This window comes from Albidovulum sp., assembly GCF_008933605.1.
Lineage (GTDB): Bacteria > Pseudomonadota > Alphaproteobacteria > Rhodobacterales > Rhodobacteraceae > Albidovulum.
The window spans coordinates 15,864-40,606 of sequence record NZ_WBUS01000007.1 but is presented as its reverse complement, the minus strand read 5'-3'; the positions used below and the strand labels follow the sequence as shown (position 1 = coordinate 40,606).

General features: G+C 64.7%; 26 protein-coding genes and 1 pseudogene. 22 read left to right on the top strand and 5 right to left on the bottom strand.

Annotated elements, in window-relative coordinates:
* Positions 1-19 precede the first annotated feature (19 nt).
* From F9K34_RS02010 to F9K34_RS01980, 7 genes are all read left to right on the top strand, one after another.
* Positions 20-643, top strand: a complete 624-nt coding sequence (locus tag F9K34_RS02010) for a hypothetical protein (protein WP_291334884.1) — start codon at positions 20-22, stop codon at positions 641-643.
* Between the two features lie 96 nt (positions 644-739).
* A complete protein-coding gene (locus tag F9K34_RS02005; protein WP_291334883.1) occupies positions 740-1,876 on the top strand; it encodes an ABC transporter substrate-binding protein in 1,137 nt (378 codons plus the stop codon).
* 80 nt (positions 1,877-1,956) lie between these two features.
* Positions 1,957-3,051 carry an ABC transporter ATP-binding protein gene (locus F9K34_RS02000; RefSeq protein ID WP_291334882.1) on the top strand — a complete coding sequence of 365 codons (1,095 nt, stop codon included), beginning with the start codon at positions 1,957-1,959 and terminating at the stop codon, positions 3,049-3,051.
* Positions 3,038-3,892 (top strand): ABC transporter permease, encoded by an 855-nt coding sequence (locus F9K34_RS01995; protein WP_291334881.1) that lies wholly within the window; start codon positions 3,038-3,040, stop codon positions 3,890-3,892. Before F9K34_RS02000 ends, F9K34_RS01995 begins: the two co-directional genes overlap by 14 nt.
* Entirely contained in the window at positions 3,889-4,683 is a 795-nt protein-coding gene (locus F9K34_RS01990) for an ABC transporter permease (protein WP_291334880.1), read from the top strand. Before F9K34_RS01995 ends, F9K34_RS01990 begins: the two co-directional genes overlap by 4 nt.
* Positions 4,684-4,710: 27 nt before the next feature.
* Positions 4,711-5,490: a 3-oxoacyl-ACP reductase FabG gene (fabG, locus tag F9K34_RS01985; protein WP_291334879.1), complete on the top strand. Its 780-nt coding sequence runs from the start codon at positions 4,711-4,713 to the stop codon at positions 5,488-5,490.
* 17 nt (positions 5,491-5,507) lie between these two features.
* Positions 5,508-6,512, top strand: coding sequence for a phosphotransferase enzyme family protein (locus tag F9K34_RS01980; protein ID WP_291334878.1), 1,005 nt, complete (start codon positions 5,508-5,510; stop codon positions 6,510-6,512).
* A 51-nt stretch (positions 6,513-6,563) separates the two neighbouring features.
* Here F9K34_RS01980 and F9K34_RS01975 read toward each other — a convergent pair whose 3' ends face one another.
* Positions 6,564-7,391: a FadR/GntR family transcriptional regulator gene (locus F9K34_RS01975; protein ID WP_291334876.1), complete on the bottom strand. Its 828-nt coding sequence runs from the start codon at positions 7,389-7,391 to the stop codon at positions 6,564-6,566.
* 429 nt (positions 7,392-7,820) lie between these two features.
* Here F9K34_RS01975 and F9K34_RS01970 point away from each other — a divergent pair, with 429 nt between their 5' ends.
* The 11 genes from F9K34_RS01970 to F9K34_RS01920 all read left to right on the top strand — a co-directional run bounded on the left by F9K34_RS01970 (position 7,821) and on the right by F9K34_RS01920 (position 17,994).
* The gene (locus F9K34_RS01970; RefSeq protein WP_291334875.1) at positions 7,821-8,606 is read left to right on the top strand and encodes an ABC transporter ATP-binding protein; all 786 of its coding nucleotides are present in this window, start codon (positions 7,821-7,823) and stop codon (positions 8,604-8,606) included.
* Positions 8,590-9,744 carry an ABC transporter substrate-binding protein gene (locus F9K34_RS01965; protein ID WP_291334874.1) on the top strand — a complete coding sequence of 385 codons (1,155 nt, stop codon included), beginning with the start codon at positions 8,590-8,592 and terminating at the stop codon, positions 9,742-9,744. The genes F9K34_RS01970 and F9K34_RS01965 overlap by 17 nt, the downstream gene beginning before the upstream one ends.
* Positions 9,744-10,457 carry an ABC transporter ATP-binding protein gene (locus F9K34_RS01960; protein WP_291334873.1) on the top strand — a complete coding sequence of 238 codons (714 nt, stop codon included), beginning with the start codon at positions 9,744-9,746 and terminating at the stop codon, positions 10,455-10,457. The genes F9K34_RS01965 and F9K34_RS01960 overlap by 1 nt, the downstream gene beginning before the upstream one ends.
* 2 nt (positions 10,458-10,459) lie before the next feature.
* Positions 10,460-11,359, top strand: a complete 900-nt coding sequence (locus F9K34_RS01955) for a branched-chain amino acid ABC transporter permease (protein WP_291334872.1) — start codon at positions 10,460-10,462, stop codon at positions 11,357-11,359.
* Positions 11,356-12,399 carry a branched-chain amino acid ABC transporter permease gene (locus F9K34_RS01950; protein ID WP_291334871.1) on the top strand — a complete coding sequence of 348 codons (1,044 nt, stop codon included), beginning with the start codon at positions 11,356-11,358 and terminating at the stop codon, positions 12,397-12,399. The genes F9K34_RS01955 and F9K34_RS01950 overlap by 4 nt, the downstream gene beginning before the upstream one ends.
* Entirely contained in the window at positions 12,399-13,478 is a 1,080-nt protein-coding gene (locus F9K34_RS01945) for a hypothetical protein (RefSeq protein ID WP_291334870.1), read from the top strand. Before F9K34_RS01950 ends, F9K34_RS01945 begins: the two co-directional genes overlap by 1 nt.
* Positions 13,479-13,492: 14 nt before the next feature.
* The gene (locus tag F9K34_RS01940; RefSeq protein WP_291334869.1) at positions 13,493-14,875 is read left to right on the top strand and encodes a glutamine synthetase family protein; all 1,383 of its coding nucleotides are present in this window, start codon (positions 13,493-13,495) and stop codon (positions 14,873-14,875) included.
* A 26-nt stretch (positions 14,876-14,901) separates the two neighbouring features.
* Positions 14,902-16,068, top strand: coding sequence for an acetyl-CoA acetyltransferase (locus F9K34_RS01935; RefSeq protein WP_291334868.1), 1,167 nt, complete (start codon positions 14,902-14,904; stop codon positions 16,066-16,068).
* A 310-nt stretch (positions 16,069-16,378) separates the two neighbouring features.
* Positions 16,379-17,083, top strand: a complete 705-nt coding sequence (locus tag F9K34_RS01930; protein ID WP_291334866.1) for an IS6 family transposase — start codon at positions 16,379-16,381, stop codon at positions 17,081-17,083.
* A gap of 90 nt (positions 17,084-17,173) precedes the next feature.
* On the top strand, positions 17,174-17,434 hold the full coding sequence (locus F9K34_RS01925) for a hypothetical protein (RefSeq protein ID WP_291334864.1): 261 nt from the start codon (positions 17,174-17,176) through the stop codon (positions 17,432-17,434).
* Positions 17,431-17,994, top strand: a complete 564-nt coding sequence (locus F9K34_RS01920) for a DUF5681 domain-containing protein (protein ID WP_291334863.1) — start codon at positions 17,431-17,433, stop codon at positions 17,992-17,994. The genes F9K34_RS01925 and F9K34_RS01920 overlap by 4 nt, the downstream gene beginning before the upstream one ends.
* Before the next feature lie 62 nt (positions 17,995-18,056).
* Here F9K34_RS01920 and F9K34_RS01915 read toward each other — a convergent pair whose 3' ends face one another.
* The 4 genes and pseudogenes from F9K34_RS01915 to F9K34_RS01900 all read right to left on the bottom strand — a co-directional run.
* On the bottom strand, positions 18,057-19,862 hold the full coding sequence (locus tag F9K34_RS01915; RefSeq protein WP_291334862.1) for a DEAD/DEAH box helicase: 1,806 nt from the start codon (positions 19,860-19,862) through the stop codon (positions 18,057-18,059).
* 114 nt (positions 19,863-19,976) lie between these two features.
* Entirely contained in the window at positions 19,977-20,180 is a 204-nt protein-coding gene (locus tag F9K34_RS01910) for a hypothetical protein (RefSeq protein ID WP_291334860.1), read from the bottom strand.
* A 25-nt stretch (positions 20,181-20,205) separates the two neighbouring features.
* Positions 20,206-20,964 (bottom strand): MIT C-terminal domain-containing protein, encoded by a 759-nt coding sequence (locus F9K34_RS01905; protein ID WP_291334901.1) that lies wholly within the window; start codon positions 20,962-20,964, stop codon positions 20,206-20,208.
* Positions 20,941-21,141: pseudogene (locus F9K34_RS01900) on the bottom strand (BREX system Lon protease-like protein BrxL); the annotation flags it as partial. The pseudogene F9K34_RS01900 and the gene F9K34_RS01905, both read right to left, overlap by 24 nt.
* Before the next feature lie 68 nt (positions 21,142-21,209).
* On the opposite strand from F9K34_RS01900, the gene F9K34_RS01895 reads away from it, so the two are divergent.
* The 4 genes from F9K34_RS01895 to F9K34_RS01880 all read left to right on the top strand — a co-directional run bounded on the left by F9K34_RS01895 (position 21,210) and on the right by F9K34_RS01880 (position 24,736).
* Positions 21,210-21,917, top strand: a complete 708-nt coding sequence (locus tag F9K34_RS01895) for an IS6 family transposase (protein ID WP_291334859.1) — start codon at positions 21,210-21,212, stop codon at positions 21,915-21,917.
* Between the two features lie 172 nt (positions 21,918-22,089).
* Complete coding sequence (locus F9K34_RS01890) at positions 22,090-23,364, top strand: phage minor head protein (RefSeq protein ID WP_291334858.1); 1,275 nt, start codon at positions 22,090-22,092, stop codon at positions 23,362-23,364.
* Complete coding sequence (locus tag F9K34_RS01885) at positions 23,361-23,891, top strand: hypothetical protein (RefSeq protein WP_291334857.1); 531 nt, start codon at positions 23,361-23,363, stop codon at positions 23,889-23,891. Before F9K34_RS01890 ends, F9K34_RS01885 begins: the two co-directional genes overlap by 4 nt.
* A 665-nt stretch (positions 23,892-24,556) precedes the next feature.
* Positions 24,557-24,736, top strand: a complete 180-nt coding sequence (locus F9K34_RS01880; RefSeq protein ID WP_291334856.1) for a hypothetical protein — start codon at positions 24,557-24,559, stop codon at positions 24,734-24,736.
* Positions 24,737-24,743: the final 7 nt, after the last annotated feature.

Genomic DNA, 24,743 nt, shown 5'->3' with positions numbered 1-24,743 from the left:
CGAAACCAAGGACTGAGGCATGACAGAGCTTCGCGTCTATCTTCCCATAGAGGATCTTCAGCCCCAGTTTGCGGCGTATCTTTCCTCGCCCACGCGGGCGAGGGGGTATCCGCCCTTCGCGGGACAGCATTCGCTGATCATCGAGGTGGCGCCAGCCCTGGCGATCCACCGGATCACCGACCTTGCGCTGAAGTCCGCGCCGGATATGGAGCCGGGCATCCTCTACACCGAGCGCCAGTTCGGGCTTCTCGAACTGCATTCCGACCGCATGGAGAATCTTCAGGCGGCAGGCGAAGCGATCCTCAAGGGCATCGGCTCCAAGCCCGAGGACCAGATGCGGCCCCAGATCCTCTATCACGACATCATCGAGGATCTGTCGGACCAGCACGCGATCATTCTCAACCGCTCGCGCGATGCCTCGATCCTTGTGCCCGGCCAGGCGCTTCTAATCTACGAGATGGCGCCGGCGCTCTTTGCCTGCGTCGCCGCGAACGAGGCCGAGAAGGCCGCGCCCGGCTGCGTCATCAACGACGTGCAGATGATGGGCGCGACGGGGCGGCTGTTCATCTCGGGCCGGCTCGAGGACATGCGCCTTGCGCGCGACACGATTACCGCCAGATTGGAGGCAATCCGCGGACGTTAGCACCCGCGGCACCCGGCAGTCGGCCGGGGCCGCATGACCACGTCAAAATCGGCGGACACACCGCCCTGACGCGACACATCAACAAGGGAGGAAGACATGATCACCAGACGCCAGTTCTCGCTCGGAGCCGCGGGCCTTGCCGGCCTTTCCGCCCTCGCGCTGCCGGGCCGGAGCCTTGCCGCGCGCAACGACCAGCTCAACATACTGTGCTGGGAGGGCTACAACTCCGACGACGTGCTCAATCCGTTCCGCGAACGGCACTCCGGCGCGACGGTGCGCGCCGAGAGTGGCACCTCGGACCCGGAAATGATCAATCGCCTGCGCGCGGGCGGGCTTGGCCAGTGGGATCTGATCAACGTTAACCAGGCCTGGGCCCGCGGCGTGATGTTCAAGGAGCAACTGATCAAGCCGCTGAACAAGGAGCGCTTCCTGCCCTATTTCGAGAAGATGTCGCCGGAATTCGCCAACCCGCCCTATGCGATGGCGTTCTCTCCGGACGGCACCGACCTTATGGGGATGCCGCAGCGCTATGGTGCGTTCAACTTCGTCGTCAACACCGACAAGATCAGCCTGGACATGGCCGAGGACCAGGGCTGGAACCTGTTCCTCGACGAGGGGCTAAAGGGCCGATACGGCGTGCTGACCTATGACAACTGGAACGTGATGCACCTGTGCATGACTGCCGGATTCGACCCGTTCCAGCCGGTGAGCGAGGAAAACGTCGGCAAGTATACCGAGGTCGCGAAGCAGATCATGGGCAACGCCCGCCTGATGACCGACGACCTGGTGGCGATGAACACCGCGTTGATCAACGGCGAGGTCGACTGCTACTTCACCGGCGGCGTCTTCAGCTGTTCCGGCGCGCGCTATGACGGGATGACCAACATCCGCGGCATCACGCCGCGGTCGGGCCCGGTCGACGGCAAGGGCGGCATCGTCTGGGTGGAGATCACCTCGGCGGTAAACAACCCCGATCCCTCGTCGCTGGCCGAGGACTTCCTCGAATACGTGCAGGAGCCCGAGATTGCCAAGCTGGTCGCCTCCGGCGGCGGCACGCTGAACCCGATCACCCAGATGGGCAACCCGGAGGTGATGGCGCTCTTCGACGAGGACCAGCTTGACGCGATGCAGGTCGACACGCTGGCCGAGGAGCTGGCGCGCTGCATCGAGTTCGAGGAGGTGCCGTCCTACGACCAGCTCCTGGCGATCTACGTCGAAGCCCGCCGCGGCTGAGTTGGCGGCTGAACCGGGACCGTCCGGCGGGGGCCTCATGCCCCGCCGGGCCTTCCTTGCGGACACGGGATGAAGGGACGATGGTGGGGCAGCCTTTCCTGCGGATAGAGAACGTGACCAAGCGGTTCGGCCGGTTCACCGCGGTGGACCGGATCAGCCTTGACATCGCGGAAGGCGAGTTCCTGACCATCGTCGGCCCCTCGGGCAGCGGCAAGTCGACGCTGATCCGCCTTTTGGTCGGCATCGACGAGGTGACCGAGGGCACGATCAGCCTGAACGGCGCGCGGATCGACGAAATGCCCGCCGACAAGCGGCCGACCTGCATGGTGTTCCAGTCGCTCGCGCTTTTCCCGCACATGACGGTGGGTCAGAATATCGAGTTCCCGCTGAAGGTGCGCAAGCTCGCGCCCGAGGCGAGGAGGGCGCGGGCGCTGGAGCTTCTGGCGCTCCTGCGCCTGCCGGCGGACTACTACGGCAAGCGCATCTCGCAATGTTCGGGCGGCGAGCGGCAGCGGGTGGCGCTGGCTCGCGCGCTCGCCTTCGACCCGCAGATCATCGTCTTCGACGAACCGCTCTCTGCGCTCGACTACCGGTTGCGCAAGACGCTGGAGAAGGAGCTGAAGGACCTTCACGGGCGCACCCGCAAGACCTTCATCTACATCACCCATTCGCTCGAAGAGGCGATGGTGATGTCGGACCGCATCGCCATCATGCGCGCCGGCCGGTTCGAGCAGATCGCCACCGCCGAAGAAATCTATTCCCGCCCGGTCAGCCGCTTCGTGGCGAGCTTCATGGGCGAGGTGAACCTCTTCGCGCTCGGCTCCGGGGCCGATGGCGCACCCCGCTGGCAGGACAGCGGGATCACGGCCGCGCCCGGCGCGCTGTCGCTAGTCCCCGGCTGGAACGGCACGGCGATGGTCCGGCCGGAACTGATCCATTTCGTCGACGGAGGGAAGGGTGGCGCCGAGTTCACCCTGTCGGGCCGGCTAGCCGCCGAATACGCGCTGGGCTCGCGCGTCCAGTATGCGATCACGACCGACGCGGGCACCGAGGTGACCGTTGAGCGCCCGTTCGAGGCGCGGCTGGAGGCCCCGGTCGGCAGCCCGGTGCGGCTCGGCTGGGACCGCGGCTCGGTGCATCTCATCGCGGAAGGAGCGGGCGATGGAGCGGCTTGAGCGTCGCATGGGTCTGCTCGCGGCGCTGCCGATCGGGCTTCTGCTGATGGTCAGCTTCATCATGCCGATGGTGGTCATCGCGGGCTTCGCAATCATGCCGCAGAAGGTCTTCGAACTGGCGCACATGCCGGATTTCTCGTCCTTCGCGGTGATCTGGGAACAGGGCTACTACAAATCCCTGCTGCGCTCGCTCGGCCTTGCCTTCCTGACCACGGCGATCCTCTTCGTGGTCTGCTGGCCCTTGGCCTACGGCATGGCCAAGGTCTTCGGCCGCTTCACCCTGGTGATCACCGTGCTGGTGGTGCTCCTCCTCTTCGTGTCGGAGAACATCCGGCTCTTCGGCTGGAACCTGACGCTGATGAAGGGGGGGCTGATCGAGGGGCACCTGCGCGCCTGGACGGGGCTGAGCTTCGAGACGCCGCTTTACACCTGGCCGGCGATCGTCTTCGGCATGTGTTACGTCTACTTCCCCTTCATGCTGTTTCCGCTGGCGCAGGGGATCGCGCTGGTGCCCGACGACGCCCGGCTCGCGGCGATGGACATGGGCGCCGGCCCCTGGCGCATCCTGTTCGAGATCGAGATGCCGCTTGCCGCGCCGGGCATCGTGGTCGGCTGCCTTCTGACCTTCGTGCTCTCGGCCGGCGCGGTGGCCGAGGCCAAGCTCCTTGGCGGCCGTTCGGTCGTGGTGCTGACCGACGACGTGGAAAGCGCCTTCACCTACGCGCAGAACTGGCCGCTCGGTTCGGCGCTGTCGCTGATGCTGATCGTCATCGTCGCGCTGATCGCGCTGGTGCCGATCAGCCGGATCGACCTCGACGCGATCATGGGGCGGCGCAAATGACCGCCGTCTCCCGCCCCACCCGCGCTGCGCTCTATCTCTACGGCGCCCTGATCCTCGTCGTGCTCTACCTGCCGCTCGTCGCGGTGGGCTTCGCGTCGGTCTCGAAAGCGCGCTACCTGAGCTTCCCGGTCAAGCGCTATACCGGCGGCTGGATGGCGGAGGCGGTCACCAGTCCTACGGTGCACCAGATCGTGCTGACCTCGCTCAAGATCGCGGTCACGGTGACGGTGATTTCGGTCATCCTCGGCTTCTTCGGCGCGCTCGCCTTCGCCCGGTTCCAGTGGCGTTTCCGCGGCCTCTTCCAGAAGGCGATCCTTCTGCCGATCTTCTTCCCGCAGACGGTGCTGGGCCTTGCGCTCCTGATCTGGTTCTCGGCGATCGGCGTCACGCCGAGCTGGAAGACCGCCGTGGTGGCGCATCTGGTCTGGATCTCGCCGATCACCACGCTGATCATCGCCATCCGCGCCTATGGCTTCGATCCCGCGCTGGAGGAAGCGGCGCGCGACATGGGCGCCTCGACGCTGACGGTGATGCGCGAGGTGACGCTGCCCTTGCTGATGCCGGGGATCGTCTCGGCAGGGCTCTTCGCCTTCCTGCTGTCCTGGGGCAACTTCCCGCTGTCGCTCTTCACCTCGGGCGTGGATGCGACGCTGCCCAAGTGGCTCTATTCGCGGATGGTATCGGGCTTCACTCCGCAGATTCCGGCACTCGGGGTGATGTCGGTGGCGGGCTCGACCGTGCTGGTGCTGGCCGGCCTGATCCTGGTGCGCTGGCTGCGCCGGCGGACCTGAAATAAAGAAACGTCTAGGGAGGACAACATGCCGAAATCGCTCAAGGGCCGCAGCGTCATCGTCACCGGCGGATCGAAGGGGATCGGGCGCGGCATCGCCCGGGTCTTCGCCCGCGAGGGAGTGAGGCTGACCATCGCCGCCCGAAACCGGGCCGAGATCGACGCGGCGGTGGCGGAGATGGCCGCCGCCGGAGCGACCGCGCGCGGCGCGGTCTGCGATGTGACCGACATGGAAAGCGTGCAGCGCATGGTGGACGAGGCGGCCGCAGCGCAGGGCGGGCTCGACGTGCTTTGCGCCAATGCCGGCATCTTCCCGCAGGTGAAGATGGTCGAGATGAGCGCGGCCGACTGGGATCACGTCATGGCCACCAACCTGAGGTCCACCTTCTTCTCCGTGAAGGCGGCGATCCCGCATTTCGAGAAGCGCGGAAAGGGCCGCGTCGTCGTCACCTCCTCGATCACCGGGCCGGTGACGGGCTATCCCGGCTGGGCGCATTATGGCGCCTCGAAGGCCGGGCAGCTCGGCTTCATCAAGACCGCGGCGATGGAACTGGCGCGCTACAACACCACGATCAACGCGGTGATGCCGGGCAACATCGTGACCGAGGGGTTGCAGGGCCTGGGCGAGGACTATCTGAAGACGATGGCTGCCTCGATCCCGCTGAAGCGGCTCGGCGATGTCGAGGACATCGGCAATGCCGCTCTCTTCTTCGCCTCAGACGAGGCGGGCTACATCACCGGGCAGCAGATCGTGGTGGACGGCGGGCAGATCCTGCCGGAATCGCTCGAAGCGCTGGCATCGATCTGAGCGGGCGGGGGCAGGCGATGGCTGACGGGACGACGATGCCGCTGAAAGAACTGCTCGAGCACCTCGAGCAGCTGGCGAACGCCTCGCTGCCGCTCTGGCCGGTGCCGGCGGGGGCGAGGGCGCGGCTGATCAACGTGTCGGAGAATGCCACCTACCTGGTCGAGGCGGAAGGGTTCCGCTCGATCCTGCGCATCCACCGGCCAGCTTATCATACCCGGCGCGGTATCGGGCAGGAACTTGCATGGTCGCAGGCGCTGGCCGCCGATGGTATGGTGCAGACCCCGCCGCCGATCTCGGGTGTGAACGGCGAACTGGTGCAGGAGGGCCATGCCCCCGGCCTACCCGAGCCGCGCTTCATGGTGATGTTTGCCTTCGCCCACGGCCGCCAGCCCGACGAGAACGAGGACCTCACCGCGCCCTTCGAGCGGCTCGGCGCGATCGCCGCGCGGACGCACCTGCATTCGCAGACCTGGGCGAAGCCCGACCCCCTGGAACGTCTGGTCTGGGACGCCGACGCCGTTTTCGGCCCGAAGGCCAACTGGGGCAACTGGCGCGATGCGCCCAACGTCACGCCCGAGATCCGCGATGTGCTGGAAGCTTGCGAGGCGCTGGTCTGCCGCAGGCTCGCCGCCTTCGGCAAGGGGCCCGAGCGATACGGGCTTGTCCATGCCGACATGCGGCTGGCGAACCTGCTGATCGAGGGCGATGCGACGACTCTGATCGACTTCGACGATTGTGGCCTCGGCTGGTTCCTCTACGACTTCGCCACCGGCATCAGCTTCATGGAGGATCACCCCCAGGTGCCGGCGCTGAGGCGCGCGTGGGTGAAGGGCTATCGCTCCGTCCGCCCGCTCTCGGACGAGGAAGAGTCCGAGATCGACACCTTCGTGATGCTGCGGCGCATGGCGTTGTTGGCCTGGATCGGCAGCCACATCGAGGCGCCCGAGCCGCAGGCGATGGGCCCCCATTTCGCGCGGAACACGGCGAAACTGGCGAGAGACTACCTCGCGCGGTTTCGCTGACGGTCGGATGCCGTGGTCAGGCCGCGACGTTCGGCGGATTGCGCGCGCAGATCATCCCGCGGAAGCAGGCGTTCCCGCTCGCGCCGCGCCCTTGCGGCCAGAACGGGCGGCGCCCCGCTTCGGCGGGGCCTTCTGCGGCATCAGGTTTTCGAGGCTTTCGCGCGTCGTGACGATGTGGCGGCGCATCGCCTCGGCCGCGCGATCGGGGTCACCGTCACTGATCGCGGCGAAAATCTCCTCGTGGTGTTCGTTGGCGCTGTCCTCCAGCCGCTTGAATACCTTGCCGATCGGCAGGAACATGGCCGTGCGCGCATCCTCGACGGCCTGCTGGATGAGGCGGTTGCCCGACGCTTCGGCCACGACAAGATGGAACTCGGAATCGAGCGCACGAAACCGCGCGATGTTGGCCAACGTCGCCCGAAGCTCCGGCGTCTCGCACAACTGCCCCATCGCCTTCAGCGCCGACGCCATGCGCCGCAACTGGTCCTTGCTGCGACGCGTCGCGGCAAGCCGCGCGGCCATGCATTCGTTGGCGATGCGGTATTCGTAGATCGCGTCCAGCATCTCGCGCTGCGCTTCCATGTAGGATTCGATCTCGTGCGGGCGCAGGCCGCTTTGTGCCTTCACCACTAGCCCGCCGGTGGCGCCGCGCTTCACCTGGATCAGACCTTCGCCCTCGAGCACACGCATGGCTTCCCGGATCGTCGTCCGCGACACCAGCATCTGCGCGGCAAGGTCACGCTCCGGCGGAAGCTTGTCACCGGGAACGAAGCGGCCAAGGAAGATAGCCCGCTTGACCTGTTCGACGACCAGTTCATAGGTCGCCACCGGGCGGATGCTGTTGATCGCCCCGAGCACGAGGCCGTCAGCGCGTGTCATGTCGTCGTCCGTTGGGTTCGGCGCATCATCCCCAGCCGGTTTCCGGGCCATCGTTACCTCACTTGTGGGCGCGTCGATTCGGGACTCTCCACGACGAGACGCCTTGTTTCTGTCCCGGCTCCACCCGGCCGCTCCGTGGCGCGGTGGCACGCCGGCCCCGTTCGCGATCGGTCCGCCGGCGCCTTGTGCCAGGTCGCCATTGGCGCAAGTATATGAATGGTCTGATAATAGAACAATGGAATTTTCGATCCTCTCGCTGCAGGGGCATCCGAGGCCCGCCCGGCGCGCCGGCAAGGCGGAATTTATCGGTTGACTTGCGTTATGAAGGTCTGATTACTAGACCAAAGAACAGCCGGAAAACGGCGGCACTTCCTGACATGGGAGAAGATCGTGCCTCAGGGTAGCGTAGCACAAGGGGGGGGTCCCCCAATGGAAAGGCATGGCGGTCCGCTGGTCGTTTCGGGCGTGTGCAAGAGCTTCGGCGGGCTCGAGGTTCTTCACGACGTGTCGCTCGATTGCCGGCCGGGCGAGATCGTCGGCCTGATCGGGCCGAACGGCGCGGGCAAGTCGACGCTGATCAACGCGATCACCTCGCTGATGCCGGTTTCGTCGGGCGAGGTGCGGCTGGGAGGCGTGCGCGTCTCCAACACCTCGCCGCAGTTCTGCGCCGCTTCCGGGCTCGGCCGCACGTTCCAGAACATCCGTCTCTTCACCCGCCTGACCGTGCGCCAGAACGTCGAGGTCGCCTTCACCTCGGGGCAGCGCGACCGCCCTGACCTGAGCCGCCGCGTCGACGTGGCCGCACTTCTGGACCAGTTCGACCTGACCCGCTTTGCCGACTGGAAAGCGGGAGCACTGCCCTACGGCAGCCAGCGGCGGCTGGAGATCGTGCGGGCCCTCGCGCTGGCGCCCGACTTCCTGCTTCTAGACGAGCCCGCGGCCGGGATGAACGCCGGCGAGACCACGGCCCTGATCGCGGCCGTCCGTCGCGCCTCGGACGACTTCCGCTGCGGCGTCATCGTGATCGACCACGACCTGCGCTTCATCATGACGCTCTGCAGCCGCATCTTCGTGCTCGATGCCGGAAGGATCATCGCCTCCGGCACACCCGACGAGGTGACGAGGAACCCCAGGGTCATCGAGGTCTACATTGGCCATTCCCGGAAAGGGAAGACCGCATCAACGGAGGAGAGGAAAGATGAACAGCACGCATAAACGCACGCTCGCGGCGCTTCTGGCGGGTGTTGCCCTGACGCTACCCGCCGCGGCCCAGGAGGATGGTCTGGTCATCGGCCATGCCGCCGCCGTCACCGGGTTGCTTGCGCCCTATGACGGACCCGACGGGGTTGCCTGCCGCGTCGCGCAGATTAACGATGCGGGCGGCATCCTCGGCAAGCCGGTGACGCTGCTCACCCGCGATACCAAAAGCGATCCGGTGACCGCCGCGAACATCGCTCAGGAGCTGATCGACGCCGGCGCCGACGTGCTCTTCGGGCCGCCGACCGACGACGGGCTGATCCCGATGGCCGGGCTCGCGCTGGGACAGGGGATGGCGGTGCTCTCGGTCGGCTCGACCCAGCCTGCGTTCCCGCAGGCCTCGCCGGAGAACGGCTACCTGGTGCCTTACGGCGACAACGCCTCGGGCGCGGCGGCGGCCGAACTCGCCTATGCCGCCGGCCACCGCAAGGCGGCGCTGATGATCGCGCATGACGTGGGCGCCTATTCGCTGGTGACGCCGGAATACTTCGCCCAGGCCTTCGAGAAGCTCGGCGGCAAGATCGTCGGCCGTGTCGCCTATCACCACGGGCTTGCCGACTACACGCCGCAGGTGACCGAGATCAGCAACATGGCCGAGAAGCCCGACGTGATCTTCGGTGCCATCCTGGTGCCCGATGCCGGGGTCTTCCTGCGCACGCTGGCCAGTGCCGACGTCAACATCCCGGTCTACGGCACCGACGGGTTCGACGACCCGAGCCTCATCCCGGTGTCGGGCGAGGGCGGCAAGTTGGCGACCTTCATCACCCACGGCTTCCCCTCCGAAGGAAGCGCGCTGAAGGCGTTCTACGAGGACTGCGCGGCGCGCGGCTTCAACGTCCAGAACATCTTCTTCGGCCTCGGCGGCGAGGCGGTCGACGTGGTCAAGACCGCGGTCGAGGCGGCCGGCTCCTTCGAGCCCGCGGCGATCAACGCGGCGATCCGGGAAATCCAGGGGATGAAGGGCATCGCCTCGGGCTCCATCACCTACAAGGACCAGAACGGCACGCCGCTGAAGGAGATGGTTGCGCTCCAGATCAAGGACGGCGCCTTCGTCGAGGTGGCGCGGCCGACGCCGGCCTGGGTGCCCGCCCCGTGATGTTCAAGGCCGAGAACGTATCGGTTTCGTATGGCCCGATCCGGGCCGTGCGGGACGTGAGCCTCACGGTCGGGGAGGGTGAGATCGTCACCCTCCTCGGTCCGAACGGGGCGGGCAAGTCCAGCCTGATCTCGGCCATCATCGGCCTCGTGCCGAAGACCGGCGGGCGGATCGCCTTCCGGGACGAGGATGTGACCGTCCTTGGCACCGAGGCCCTTGTGTGCCGCGGCATGACCGTGACGCCCGAGGGCCGCCGGGTCTTCGCCGAGCTGACCGTGGCGGAAAACCTTCGCCTCGGCGCGGCGACCCGCGGCGATCCTGACGGGATCGCCGAGGATACTGAGAAGTTCCTCGAGATGTTCCCGATCCTGCGCAGGCGCTTCCATTCGGCGGCGAAATACCTGTCGGGCGGCGAACAGCAGATGTTGGCGATTTCGCGCTCGCTGATGTCGCGGCCCAGGTTCCTGATGCTGGACGAGCCCTCGCTGGGCCTTGCCCCCCGCATCGTCGATCAGATCTTCGAATTCCTCATCCAGCTCCGCACCTGGGGCGTGACCATGCTCGTGGTCGAGCAGAACGCCGGCGAGGTGCTGGAATTCGCCGACCGTGCCTATGTGCTCGCCAGCGGCGCGATGCAGTTCTCGGGCACGGCCGAGGATCTGCGTCAAAGCGGTGGCGTGATGGAAATGTATCTCGGGCTGGAAGGGCACTAAGCATGGAGTATCTGCTTCAGCAATCCATGAACGCGCTCAGCCTCGGCGGCGAATACGCGCTTCTGGCGCTGGGTCTCGCAATCGTCTTCTCGGTCATGGGGCTGGTGAACTTCGCGCATGGCGACATGATCACCTTCGGCGGCTATGCGATGTTCCTCGTCGCCGCCGGGATGGGCATCGCCAATCCGGCGCTTCTTCTGCCGGTGGGGGTTCTTTCTGTGGTGCTTTTCGCCATGTTCCTTGAAAAGGTGGCGTTCAAGCCGGTCCGCGGGGCACCTCCGACAACGGGAATGCTCACGGCCTTCGGCGTTTCGATCCTGATCCAGAACGTGGCGCTGATCTTCGTCGGCACCCGGGCGAAATCGGTGCCGACGATGGATTTCCTTATCTCGAACGTGACCATCGGCTCGGTCCGCATCCCTGTCGTGCAGATCCTTGAAACCGCGGTCACGGTGATCGCCATCGCGCTTCTCGTCGTCTTCCTGCGGCGCACGACGATCGGCATGGCAATGCGCGCGGCCGCCAGGGACGTGAGCACAGTGCGTCTGATGGGCGTGCGCGCCGACCGCGTCATCGCGACCGCCTTCGCCATCTCGGGCTTCCTTGCGGGGCTCGCGACCGTCTTCGTGCTGGCACGGCGCGGAGCGGTGGACCCGTTCATGGGCTTCACGCCGGTGCTGAAGGCCTTCGTCGCGGCGGTGATCGGCGGCTTCGGCAGTCTGCCCGGCGCGGTGATCGGCGGGCTCGTCCTCGGCGTGGCCGAAGTGATGATGCAGGTGGTGCTGCCCGAAAGCATGGCGGGGTTCCGCGACGCCTTCATCTTCACAGCAGTCGGCGTCCTCCTGCTGGTCCGCCCGCAGGGCATCCTCGGCGAACGCCCCGACTTCGGAGAGAAATCATGATGATCGAAAGACGCGCGCTAGTCGGTGCGGTGGTGCTGGGGCTGTGCATCGCGGTCGCGGGGCTTCTGGTCTGGGGCTTCGCCGCCCCCTACCACCAGCGGCTGTTCTTCACCTTCCTCGTGAATCTGATCGCCGTGGTGGGCCTCCAGGTGTTCATGGGCAATTCCGACATCACCCATTTCGGCCACGTCGGCTTCATGGGAATATCGGCCTATGTCACCGCGATCCTCGCCACCCCCGTCGCCGTGAAGCGTTCGGCGCTCGCGACCGCACCCTTCGGTGTGAACACGTTCGAGCTTTCCCCCCTCGTCGCCGTACTCTTCGCGATCCTGATCACGCTGGCCGTGGCCTTTCTCGTCGGGCTGATGATGGTGCGGCAGGCGGGTATCGCCGCCACGATCGCGACGGTCGCCTTCCTCGTCATCGTGCATGTCGTGGTGATGAACTGGGTCGACCTGACCCGCGGGCCCCGCGCCTTCTACGGTATCCCGCCCAAGGCGACCATCGGCTGGGCGGTGGCGACCGCGTTCGGCGCGATCGTCCTGGCTCGCGCGTTCCGCGACTCGAGATGGGGGCTGCAACTGCGCGCTTCTTCCGAGGACGTGGCGGCGGCGAGCGCGGTGGGCGTGCCGATCCGCAAGCTGCGCTTTGCGGCCTGGATGCTCAGCGCCTTCATCATGGCGGTGGCAGGGGCGCTCTTCACACTCTTCGTCGGCACGATCAGCCCGAAGAGCTTCTATTTCGACCTGACCTTCCTCACCATTGCCATGCTGATCCTGGGCGGGATGCACAGCGTCACCGGCGCGGTGGTGGGCTGCGTCATCGTCACCGCCGGGGTGGAGACGATGCGGTTCCTGGAAAGCGGCCCCGTATTTGCCGGGGCGAAGCTGCCCGAGATGTTCGGCCTGACCGGCTTCTTCCTCGGCCTTGTCATCGTGCTGTCGATGGCCTTTCGGCCCTCGGGCCTGCTCGGCTCGGATGAAATCGACGACATCTGGCACCGTCGTCGCCTGCGCAAGGCCGGCGTCGAGGTGTCGTGATGGCACAAGGCCCCAGGGCCGCTTCCGGGGCGCCTCTCGTCGAACACCCGGTGATGGGCGCGAAGGTTCGCGCCGGCAGCTATGCCGATCATGCCGCCTCGAGCTATGACCTGGCCCGGGTGGCCCTGCGCGAAGGGCGGGGTGCGGATGCAGCCGACCTCGCGCGCTATACCGTGCAGGAGGCGCTGGAAGCCTACGAGCTTTTCACCGCCTGGTGCCGTGAAATTCCCGACTTCCTCGCCGCGCGCGGGGTTGCGGCCGCCGTGATCGCGGCTGATGCGGCGAGGCTGGCGTCGCTTCGGGCCGGGCCGGACGGGTCGGCCTTCGACGGCGACGCGGGCTGGGCGCGCTACCGCGGGCTGATCGAGGATTACGCCGCCGGCGCCGAGGCGGCGAGGGGCGATCCCGCGCTTCTGGAACAGGCGCGTGCGGTGTGGCGCGACACCCATGACCGGCTCTGCGACGGGGTCTATTTCTGGGTGGACGCGGCCGCCCGGCACCTCGGCGAGGAGATCACCGGCGAGCTTTGGGACGTGCTGATGCAGCCGATGTATGACTACTACATCCGCTACGACACCGACCTTCACCCCTGGGCACGCAGCTTCGACCTGCTCATGCACTACGCGCTGGAGGGGCTGCGCGGCCATCTGAGCGGGCCGGGCCGCACGGGCTCGGTCGAGGTGATCGAGGAGACGGACTGCTGGGCGCTGCGCTTCGACCCCTGCGGGTCCGGCGGCCGGACGCTGCGCGACGACCCCGACAGCGGCACCGGCCCGCGGATCGGGCCGCCCTGGAACCTCGGGGTGACGACGAAGCCGCACGACTGGTCGTGGAACAAGGCCGGCATCTGCCTCTACTGCGTCCATTGCTGCCAGCTCAACGAACGGATGCCGATGCGCCGCTTCGGCTATCCCACCCGTGTGGTCGAGCCGCCGGTCTGGCCCGACGCGCGCGGAGGTGGGAAATGCACCTGGTACATCTACAAGGATCCCGCGCTGGTGCCGGAGGAGGTCTATCGCCGGGTGGGTGCGGTGAAGCCACGGCACCTCGGCGGCAGGGCCCAGCGCGGCAAGACTTAGGAGGGACGGGACGGATGGCGATGGCGGATGCAGCGGCGAGGGGCGCACTGGCAGACCGGGCCGTCAAGGCGATGTTGGCAGGCGAGATCGACCTGGTGCAGATGGAGATACCCGACCTCAATGGGGCGCTCCGCGGAAAGTTTGCCGCCGCGAAGAAGGTCGCCGGCGGCGGCAGGAGCGCGATCTGCACCGTGCTCTACCAGATGACGCCGGTCGACGACGTCTGGGAATCGCGCCACAGTTCCTATGACAACGGCTTTCCCGACGTGCTGGGCGTGCCCGATCTTTCCACGGCCATCGCGCTGCCGTGGCGGCAGGGCATGGGAGCGGTCCTCTACGACGTGGTCTACCCCGACGGATCGCCCTTTCCGCTGGCGCCGCGCAATGTGCTGCGCCGCGTGGCCGACCGATTCGCCGCAACCGGATACGCCCCGATGTTCGGCGTCGAATACGAGGCCTTCGTCTTGCACGCCAACCGCGAGATGATGCAGGCGGGCCGCCACCATGATCTGACCTCGATCGGCCGGATGGCCAATGCCTACCGGCTGACGCAGGCCGACGAGGCGCGCGAGCTTGGCGCCGAGTTCATCCGCCGGATGCGCGGCATCGGCATCACCGTCGAGGTGTTTCACACCGAACTTGGACTTGGAGCGGTCGAATTCGCGATGGCGCCTGCCGGGGCGATAGAGGCGGCCGACAACGCCATACGCGCCAAGACCTATTTCCGCGAGCTTTGCGCCGAAAGGGGCCTGACCGCGAGCTTCATGGCGAAATGGCGCGTGGGTGATTCCGGCTGCGGCGCCCACATCCACCAGAGCATCTGGAAGAACGGCGTGAATGTCTTTTACGACGCAGGGACTGGCAAACTGTCCGAGGTCGGGCACCGCTACCTTGCTGGGATGCTGGCGGGGCTCTCGGACTGCGGCGTAATCTTCCGCCCCTATGTCAACTCCTTCCGCCGCTTCAATGTATCGGCCTGGAGCCCGGAGAACGTGTCCTGGGGCTATGACAACCGCAGCGCCGCGCTGCGCGTGATCGCCTATCCCGAGCCGAAAGCCTACCGGATCGAGCACCGCGTGCCCGGCGCCGACGCCAATCCCTACCTGTCGATCGCCGCGATGCTCGCGGGCGGCCACCACGGCATCGCCAACGGTCTGGTGCCGTCGGCTGCGGTTGCCGGCAATGCGCTGAAGGCCCCGGATGCGCAAAGGCTCGCCGGCACGCTGGGCGAGGCGACGGAGGTGTTCGAGCGGTCAGCCTTCGCCCGCGACTATTTCGGAGACGACTTCGTCGAACATTTTGCCGCCTCGCGCCGGGTCGAGCTTCAGTACTGGAACGACTGGCTCGCCAGCCAGGTGACCAGCCACGAGCTGATCCGGCATTTCGAGACGAGCTGACCCGCGCGCTGAAAGGAGAAGGCGACATGACCGTCTGTATCGTGGGCTGGGCGCACACGCCCTTCGGCAAGCTTCAGGGCGAGACGGTGGAAAGCCTGATCACGACCGTCGCCCGGCAAGCGATGGATCACGCCGGCATGGGTCCCGAGGATGTCGACGAAATCGTTCTTGGCCATTTCAACGCTGGGTTTTCGGCCCAGGACTTCACGGCAAGCCTCGTGCTTCAGGCCGACGACCGGTTGCGCTTCACGCCGACGACACGTGTGGAAAACGCCTGCGCCACCGGTTCGGCCGCCGTACGGCAAGGCATCCGCGCCATCGAGGCGAAGGCCGCGCGGGTCGTTCTGGTCGTGGGCGTCGAGAAGATGACCGACACCGCCGGACCTGACGTCGGGCGGAACCTGCTCCGTGCCTCCTACCTGGCGGAGGAGGGCGAGACACCGGGCGGCTTCGCCGGTGTCTTCGGCCGCATCGCGGACGCCTATTTCCAGCGCCACGGCGACCAGGCTGACGCGCTGGCACGGATCGCGGCCAAGAACCATCGCAACGGCGTCGGCAACCCGCTGGCACAGATCCGCAAGAATCTCGGCTACGACTTCTGCCGCGCCGAAAGCGAGAAGAACCCCATCGTTGCCGGCCCGCTGAAACGCACCGATTGCTCGCTGGTCTCCGACGGTGCCGCGGCCATGGTGCTCGCCGAGACCGCGACCGCGCTGGGGATGCGCCGGGCGGTGGCTTTCCGCGCCAACGAACAGGTGCAGGACTTCCTGCCGATGTCGAAGCGCGACGTGCTGCGGTTCGAGGGCTGCGCCGAGGCCTGGGCGCGGGCGCTGGTAGCGGCGCGACTGCGGCTGGACGATCTGTCCTTCGTGGAAACGCACGACTGCTTCACCATCGCCGAACTGATCGAATACGAGGCGATGGGGCTCGCCCGCCCGGGAGAGGGCGCGAGGATAGCGCTGGAAGGCCAGACCGAGATGGGCGGCCGGCTGCCGGTCAACCCTTCGGGCGGGCTGAAAGCCAAGGGCCACCCGGTCGGAGCCACCGGCGTTTCCATGCATGTGCTTTCGGCCATGCAGCTTGCGGGCGAGGCCGGAGCCATTGGGGTGCCGAACGCGACGCTCGCCGGCATCTTCAACATGGGCGGAGTGGCCGTGGCCAACTACGTCTCGGTCCTCGAGCGGCTGAAGTGACGGCGAGACGGGCGGCGGCGGGCCGATGCGCCGCAGCCCGGATCAAAGCACTTTCATGTGTGGACGGCTCCGGTTGCGCAAGGGTTGATTTGATCTGAGAATGATCTTTTGCGGGATGCGGTCATGTGTCCGGCCTTTGTGCGCGGTGCTTCTGACCGCTGGCCCTCATGAAGTCCGCATGTCAGGTCCCAATCAGACCATCGAGCTTTGACGCCCTGACAGCACCTCGGGGTGTCTCGGCAGCGGTCCCGTTGGCGTTGTCAGAAGAACCTGGCTTGAGGCGGGGCAGGCGGGCGGCTAGCCTCCAGCCATGGCCCAGCGTTCTCCATTCCGCTACTTCAAGACGTCGCCCGAGATCATCCGCCTGGCGGTGATGATGTACATCCGCTTTCCGCTCTCGCTGCGGAATGTCGAGGACCTGCTGCACGAGCGCGGCATCGACATCAGCCACGAGGCAGTGCGGTTCTGGTGGCATCGGTTCGGGACGATGTTCGCCAGGGAGATCCGCAAGCGGCGCGTCCAGGGCATGCGCTCGAGCCGATGGCGTTGGCATCTCGACGAGGTTTTCGTGAAGATCAACGGCGACCTTCATTACCTGTGGCGAGCGGTCGATCATGAAGGTGAGGTGCTCGAGAGCTTCGTCACCAAGAAGCGTGACAAGAAAGCAGCGCTGAAATTCCTTAAGAAATCGCTGAAGCGACACGGCGGCGCCGGTGAATTCGTGACTGACCGGCTGCGCACTTATGGCGCCGCGCTCGGCGAACTCGGCATTCGCGACCGCCAGCAAACCGGCCGGTGGATGAACAACCGAGCGGAGAACTCGCACCAGCCATTTCGAAGACGGGAGCGGGCGATGCTTCGGTTCCGGCGGATGCGAACGCTCCAGAAGTTCGCCTCCGTCCACGCCTCCGTCACCAACCTCTTCAACACAGAACGCAGCCTCTCCAGCAGATCCGACTTCAAGGCCAAACGAGCCGTCGCTCTCGCCGAGTGGCGCGCTCTCTGCGCCGCATAAGGGACAGCCATCCTGTCCTTGTGGAGACTGGTTCGCATTCGTCTGCCAGCACCCGAGCAGGCGCTCGTGAAGAAGTCTCCGAGACCTGCGATGAAGATCGGCTTCCGGACCGAGCCGGATCCGGACAATGCCAGTGAAGCCTTGCTGATCCTCGGGATCGCCTGCGAGGACCCCCGAGACTACGGGTCGAACAATAAATACCAGCGCCTCCTGCTCGAGCCGTGGGCGGTGCAGGCTGCCCTGAGCCGACGACGCGGTGGCGCGAAGCTGACCGACAAGGAGATCGGCGAGATCCGCCGTTGCACGCGGGCCTCCGATAATCTGCGGTGGCCGAGAGGTACGCGCGAATGACCGACGGGCGGGAAGAAGACATCGGCTACAAACGGCCGCCGCGCTCGACGCGATTCGGGAAAGGACAGAGCGGGAACCCCCGTGGTCGGCCCAGAGGGCGAAAGACGAGCATCCCCTACGACGCCGTCCTGGGCCAGATGGTGACGATCAGGGAGGGCGGGCGTGACCGCCGCGTCACCGCGGCGGAGGCGTTCCTGCTGCAACTCGCCAAGAAAGGGCTGGAGGGCGATGGCGCCGCCGTGCGCCAGGCTCTGGCGTCGATCGAGGAAGCTCGGGCGAAGCGTCTTATAGGCGATGACGTTGAGCCACTGACATTCGTCACGGTTTATGTCTCGCCGGGAAGCGTGACTGGCGCCCTCGAATCCCTGCGCATGGCCTGCAAGCTCGACCGGTATCGCCCGACGGCGCGCATGGCCCTCGAGCCCTGGATCGTCGAAGCCGCGCTCGCACGGCTTGGTGGACGGCGCCTCTCCCGCGAACAGCAGCGCACGGTCGTCCAGGCGACCCGCACGCCCCGCAAGGTCAACTGGCCAGAATGGTGGACGGAGCTTCCGGAGTAGCGGGTGACATGGAGAAACACACCTGGCCGAATGGCGCGTGGCGGTGGCGGTGGGGACGAGTCCTAGGCCTGGCGGAGGCGGACTCGAAGCGGGTTGGCGTAGTTTCCTTTGCGGTCCCAGAGCCGTCGAGCACGCCCGGCTATCGCGGCCAGGAACGGGTTCCGAAGATCGGTGTCGCCAGCGAGGATGATCAAATGTGCTTGGGCGCGCGACGCGGCGACGTTGATCAGCCGGCGCCCAGTCTCGCTGTTCAGGAATGGGCTCCCTGCATCCACAGGATCAAAGATCACGATCTTCCGCTCGCTACCCTGAGCTCGGTGAACCGTGCTGACGCGAACTTCCTTCTGCCCTTGCCGTCCCAGCATCGACTTGATGAGAGCACGCTGAGCGCGAAACGGCGTGAGGACCAGGATGTCATCCGCCTCGACGTATAACCCCAGCAGTTCGTGGACCAAAGCGGCAATGATCTCGGCGGATGCGAAACGGATCTTGCCATTGTATTTCTTTGACCAGTTTGCATCGCCAGCACGATCATCTATGAGCACACGCGGGATCTCTCGACCATCGAGGAACCAGGGAGAGCGAGTTCGCTTCCATTCCGGGTCACGCGCTGCTTTCCGGCATACGACGAGCTCGTCGCCATAGAAAGTGTGCGAGACAATATCGCAGGCGCCCTGGCACGTTCTTGATTGCTCGTTGAGGAACACGCTGGGTGCATTCTTTAAGACGTCAAATGCTGTCCTGCCGAGAATTGATTGAGTTGAGGTTTCGTCGCTTTGGACGATAGGAGCCAGCTGTTGCGGATCACCTGCGAACGTGGCGCATTTCGCGATGCTGGCGACCATCAGCGCCGCGGGCAACATGATCTGGCTGGCTTCGTCAGCGATTGCAAAATGCCAAACCCCGCCGCCCGGCTGCGCGATACTATCGAAGTGACGGAACAGGGAATTGGTAGTGATCGCGACAACGCGTGAAGATGCCGAAATGAAGGCGACGTCCGTCTTCAGCTTGGCTCGTGCCGCTTCCAGTTTCTCTTTCCAGGCGACGTACCGTTCGATGTCGTTCTTCGACGGCTCCTCGAGTTCCAGCATGCTGATTTCCAGAGATGCCTCGTAGATGCCCTGTGCCAGCAAATGGTCACGCCCATGGAACTTCTGCGCGTCGAAACGGGAGCCGATCCGCTTCATGGAGCGACGGAGGTCATCGCGCCCAATACGGCTGAGCCAATCGTCCGCTGAAATGAGTGCCGAGTCGACCGCCGTGTTTGTTGGGCCGCTGACGAGGATCTTCGCATTCCTGAACCGGATAAGCAGGTACGCGATCATGCCGCCAATCGTGAAGGTCTTGCCCGTGCCAGGCGGCCCATGAAGCAACCCCACGCGGTTTAGCGGCAGTGATACCGCCTGCGCCTGCCGGGCGCGGAGCATGTCAAATTCGGGAGGAAGTGCCTTTGCTTTTGCGGCAGGCTCTTTTTCGGTCCGACGAAGAGTCGCAGTAGCTGTCTTCCTTGATGGTTCTCGTTGCCATAATTCAATGAGTGGCGTGATGAAGTCCGGGGGATAAAGAGTGACGCGTTCATTTGCTTCGGGCGGCGGGCCTTGGACAAAGCGGAGGGTAAACTCGCCTTTGTCTGGATCGACGACCACGACCTCCCCCCGACCGCTCGTCTCGCCGTACCACACAGCGCGTGACCCCTCGAGGCTCTCATCAAGTGCCACGCTGGAGCGTCCATCGCGCATCGGCTCGACGGCCAGAATGACGAGATTTGCTTGTCGCCGTGACGACAAGACCTTGAAGGGCAGACCACGCTGCGCCGCTGTTCGCTCGTTTTCAAGAGCAGACAGAATCGTGTCCGCAGTGATCGTCATCAGATTCCCAACTTGGAGGCCAAGGATCAGTAGGGGCCCCTTCCTGCAAGCAGGATAGTTCGGGATCGCAAATCGCCGCAATCATAAGAAAATCCTTGTTGATCTCGGCCGGCGCTATTCCCGGTCCTGCGCGTCTTCGTCGGCCCCGATCAGGATGTAGACTCCTGGCCGTTCGATCTCGGGGAAAGCTTCGCGAACCCGTCGAAGCGGATTGCGCGGGAAGGCGATCGCCTGGATCGTCGACATCGAGATCTGCGCCACCCGAATACCGTTCGGATCGCCGTCGAGAAGGAAGATATTGATCGAGCGCGGTTTCATCAAAGCCGTTGAAAAGCGAATACGATCACAGGGCTGCCGCTCCTTCTTGCAGGTAGGTCACCTCAAAAGCCTTCACTTGCCGGAATCGTTGATGCCTGTTGGCCGGGCTAAACCCGTTGTTCAGGTCTGCCCTCTGGAACACGTCGAGGCCCCGGTCGAGCAGGATCTTCCAGCCAGTGTCTGTCACAAGGTGCCGGGCGTGGATCGTGCTCGTCCCGTCAAAGGCCCAGCTAAACTCCACGCCCAAAGGTGCGATCCCGTTCCGGATCTGCTCAAGATAGCCCGTCTGGCGCTCGATGTCGTCCGGGTCAGGGGCGGTGATGAGCTGGAACTGGACGTCCTCCCCGTCCGGCTTGCGCAGCGCCACGACCTCGAGAAGTTCCATTAGGTTGCGCATCTGGTGATAGACTCGGATGTAGGGGTCCGTGAGCGTGATCACAGCCGCCTTGTCGAGCCATGGGCCGAGAAGCGCGTCGAAGCTGACTCCCTCTTGGTTCTCCACGAATGTGACGTGACCGGGCGCGGGTCCGCGCGGGACGTCGGGCGTAGTCGAGGCGGGCGGGTCGCGGCTCTCCGGGGCGCCCCGTATCGGCGCGGAAGCGGGCGCGCCCCGATCCAGGTGGGGCGGGTCCAGCTCGATCACTGCCTCGCCCACCTCCTCGACATTCCGGCGGTGATACCAGCGCGGGTGCTCCCGCTCCTCGAGGGTCTGCACCTTCGTCACTCGGCCCGACCTGTCGGCGAAGCTGAACTCGACCTCCGGGTAGGTGCTGTCGATCCGCATCAACTGGTCCTTGACGCGTTTTCGCCCCTCTATCGCGAGGGTTAGCAGCTCCCGGATTTCCTCCGGGGTCGCACCCCCGTCCGGGAAGAGGAGCTTCACCAGGCCGGAGAAGGTCTTCTGCACCCCGTCCCGGTCTCGAGTCGAGATGGAAGCGTCTAGCGTAAACAGATTCCGGTAGTCCGAGGACCGGCGCTGTCAGAATGAATCTGGTTGAGACGGGCAGGACGGCCTCGTAGCCTCCGGCCATGACGAAACGCGACCCTTTCAAGTATTTCCACAGCAGCCCGGAGATCATCCGCCTTGCAGTGATGCTCTATGTCCGGTTCCCGCTGTCGCTTCGGAACGTCGAGGACCTGCTTCACGAGCGCGGGATCGAGATCAGCCACGAGTCGGTGCGGTTCTGGTGGCAGCGTTTCGGCCCGATGTTCGCCGCCGAGATACGCAAGAAACGGGCGGAGCGGCTTCGTTCCGGGCCGCAGTGGCAATGGCACCTCGACGAGATGTTCGTGAAGATCAACGGTGAGCGACACTACTTGTGGCGGGCCATCGACCAGGAAGGCGAGGTCCTCGAAAGCTTCGTGACGAAAACGCGGGACAAGAAAGCTGCATTGAAATTCCTCAAGAAAACAATGAAGCGCTATGGTCGGCCGCACATCTTGGTACCGGACAAGCTCCGGTCCTACGGTGCCGCGCTCCGGGAGGTCGGCGCGGCGGACCGGCAGGAAACGGGCCGCTGGCTCAACAATCGGGCTGAGAATTCGCACCTGCCATTCCGACGACGAGAAAGGGCGATGCAGCGCTTCCGGCGCATGCAAAGTCTGCAGATCTTCGCTGCCGTCCACGCCTCAGTCTTCAACCATCTCAACTCGGAGCGTAGCTTCTACTCGAGGGCAAATTTCAAGAAGAACCGCGCCGCCGCTCTCGCCGAGTGGCGTCAACTCGGCGCCGCATAAGGGGCAAGCTCACTGTCCATTCGGAGACTGGTTCGAATCCGTCTGACAGCTCCGCCACCCGAAAGCGCCCGAAATCCAACCGTTTCTGCCAGGCGCGACGGCGCGGCCGGAGGGTTAGTGCAAACCTAACTCCAACCTGCTACCGCTTTCGGGGAGCGACGCGGAGGAACCGATGCGGCACGAAAGCAAGTTTGCGGGCTGGATCAGGTCAGGCGGCAACAGTGTCTTCGTCTTGCCGCTTGGTCCGGTTCAGGAACCGGAAGTCAAGTTCTCGGTGGTCCCAGACCGACTGCAGGACAGCATCATCGACGATGCGCTGGCCGCTGGCGTTGCCCGGCTGAATGGCTTTCTCTCCGAAGGTGTCAGCATTGACGTCACGTCGGTCGACCTGACCACGATCAGGGATCAACTTCGCAGCTCGGTTGCGGGTCGCCTGAACGAAACGGGTGTGCCGGTGAATCCCAACGATCCGGTCGTCAACGCGATCCTCGCGCGATATGCCGAGGCGCTGAACGGCCACTTTCAAAGAGATGCGCTGCAACTCGAAACCTACATCTGGCGCAGTCAGGACGACGCCCGTGTTCGCGCGGCACATGCCGAGAACGATGATCGGGTCTTCGCGTGGGCGAATCCTCCTGCGGGCGGCCATCCCGGCGAGGCCTGGAACTGCCGATGCACGGCCGAACCGATCATTGATCCCGACAGCATTCCCGAGAATGCGGTCTGCGACATCCTGACAGGGGATCGCCTTGCTGCGGTTTTTCCGGACGCGCCCTCCGACAGGCTTGCCGCGATCGCGCGCGAGCTTGACCTTCGGATCGCATCCGGAAGCTTGGACAGTCGGGAACGTCTGATCCACTTCTTTGCGCAGATGCGCATGGAAGCGGGCAGCAATGCTCGCCTCGAAGAGAGCCTCAACTACAATCCTAGGGGATTGAGGAACACTTTCAGCTATTTCAGAGACAACCCCGACGACGCCGAGCGCTACGGTCGCACTGATGAACATCCCGCTGATCACGTTTCAATTGCGAACCTAGCTTACGCCAATCGTAACGGCAACGGAGACCCAGCAAGCGGAGACGGCTGGACATTTCGCGGTCGGGGCCTGTTTCAACTGACGGGCCGCGCAAACTATCGGGCGTTCACGGTGTGGCATGAAGAGGTCTTTCGCGAGGGCATCGATTTTGAAGCCGAGCCTGATCGAGCAGCGGAACCGGTGTACGCCGTCAGATCGGCTGTCTTCTTTTGGCTGGATCATGGCTTGCCTAGCCTCGCAGACGGAGGGCTGGCCGATGCGGCCACGGATGCAATCACACGACGAATTAATCTTCATACTAGGACATATGAAGAACGCCGGGAAATAATGCGAGCTATCCGAGAAGGCGGGCAGTTCGACGGTATTTGTCGATTCTCGGTCGCTCGCCCGCGATTTGAGGACGTGGAATGAGTGGGCGACTGGCTCTTTCGCCGCTTCTGCTTTTGTTGGCCCAAACCGCTCTGGCGCAAGAGTTGAACAATTTTCAGGCTTTATACGATGAAAGCAGCGTTAGGACCCGAACTCTCACTATCCAACTTGAAACGGCGGATAACGACATTCGCTTTTCGGTGGCGCTGCTTGACAACGAAACTGGCTTTGAAGCCCGGCATGAATTCGAAGCTCCTGTTCCCGAAATGCCGGTGCCATTCCAATTCGAGCAGCGCAACATTTGCGGTGCCTCGGTTATTCTTCTGACCGTCGATTACCCTTGGCGCCACGATTGGCCACAAGTCGTGCGGATCTTGGATACCTACGCCTTTCGCGGTTCTGACTTTGCATTCATCGACGTCGCCGCTGGTGCCCTAACCGACATAGCGTTGCTCGACCGTTCCCAAGTTGAGGCCGAAGACATGGCGATGCAGCCGCCCATCCTCGTCGAATGCATCTCAGACAGCGGCGGAATCCCCTTTAGATTTGAAATGAAAACAAGGGATTAGGACGTCGTTCAGGTGGAGAAGGTTGGGCGTCAGACCCGTTCCCTCCGCCACTTGCAGACCCGAGATAAGGTCCATGAACAGCCTATCCCTTGTTTTTCAGAGGGGTCTGGCGAGGTCATCCAAGTCTCGGAGACTGGCGTTCTGGTCTAACTCCGGCACCGGGCGACCGGTGCTCGAGGCGGGAACGGCCCACTGTGCGCCCATTGCTCCCACAGCGCGAGAAGGCACAAGTGACCCGCCGCCGACGGCTTCGGCCGAATGGGCGTCGGGGGACCAGAGGCAGGGGATCAGATCGCCCTCGCTTCAATGCCGAGGTGATTGCCGGCGCCTGTGGGAAGCACGATGGTCAGGTCCGATCGCTCGCTCGAGAACGACCACATTATCTGTGGCAGCTCCGCCCGCCGCGGCCATTACCTTGATATATGTCAAGTTACGCAGCACAAATCCGTGCGTTACTTTGTGCCACAAGGGTGATCGTTGCGCCGTAACGCGCGGAAGTCGCAGGGATTACCTGCACCGCTGCTGTCTCCGCCCCCCAAGGGGGTGCGGTGACTGCGAGAGAACTGTTCAAGTGTCAACAATCCAGGCGGTGGCGTCGTGGAAGAGGAAGGCCTTGCGCTCTTCAAACATGACGCCGTGCCCGACAATCACGGGGAGGGACAGCAATGACTGACCAGACGGACACCGCCATCCGGAAAGATGGCGAACTACCGCAGCAAGTGCCTTTCATGCAGCAGGTGCTGGACAATCCGTTCCTGCTGCTGTTCCTCGGGATCACCATCCCGACGGTGCTCTACATAGTCTGGGGGGTGATGGAAATAGCCTCCATCCCCGTCGCCAACTGAGCAGGTG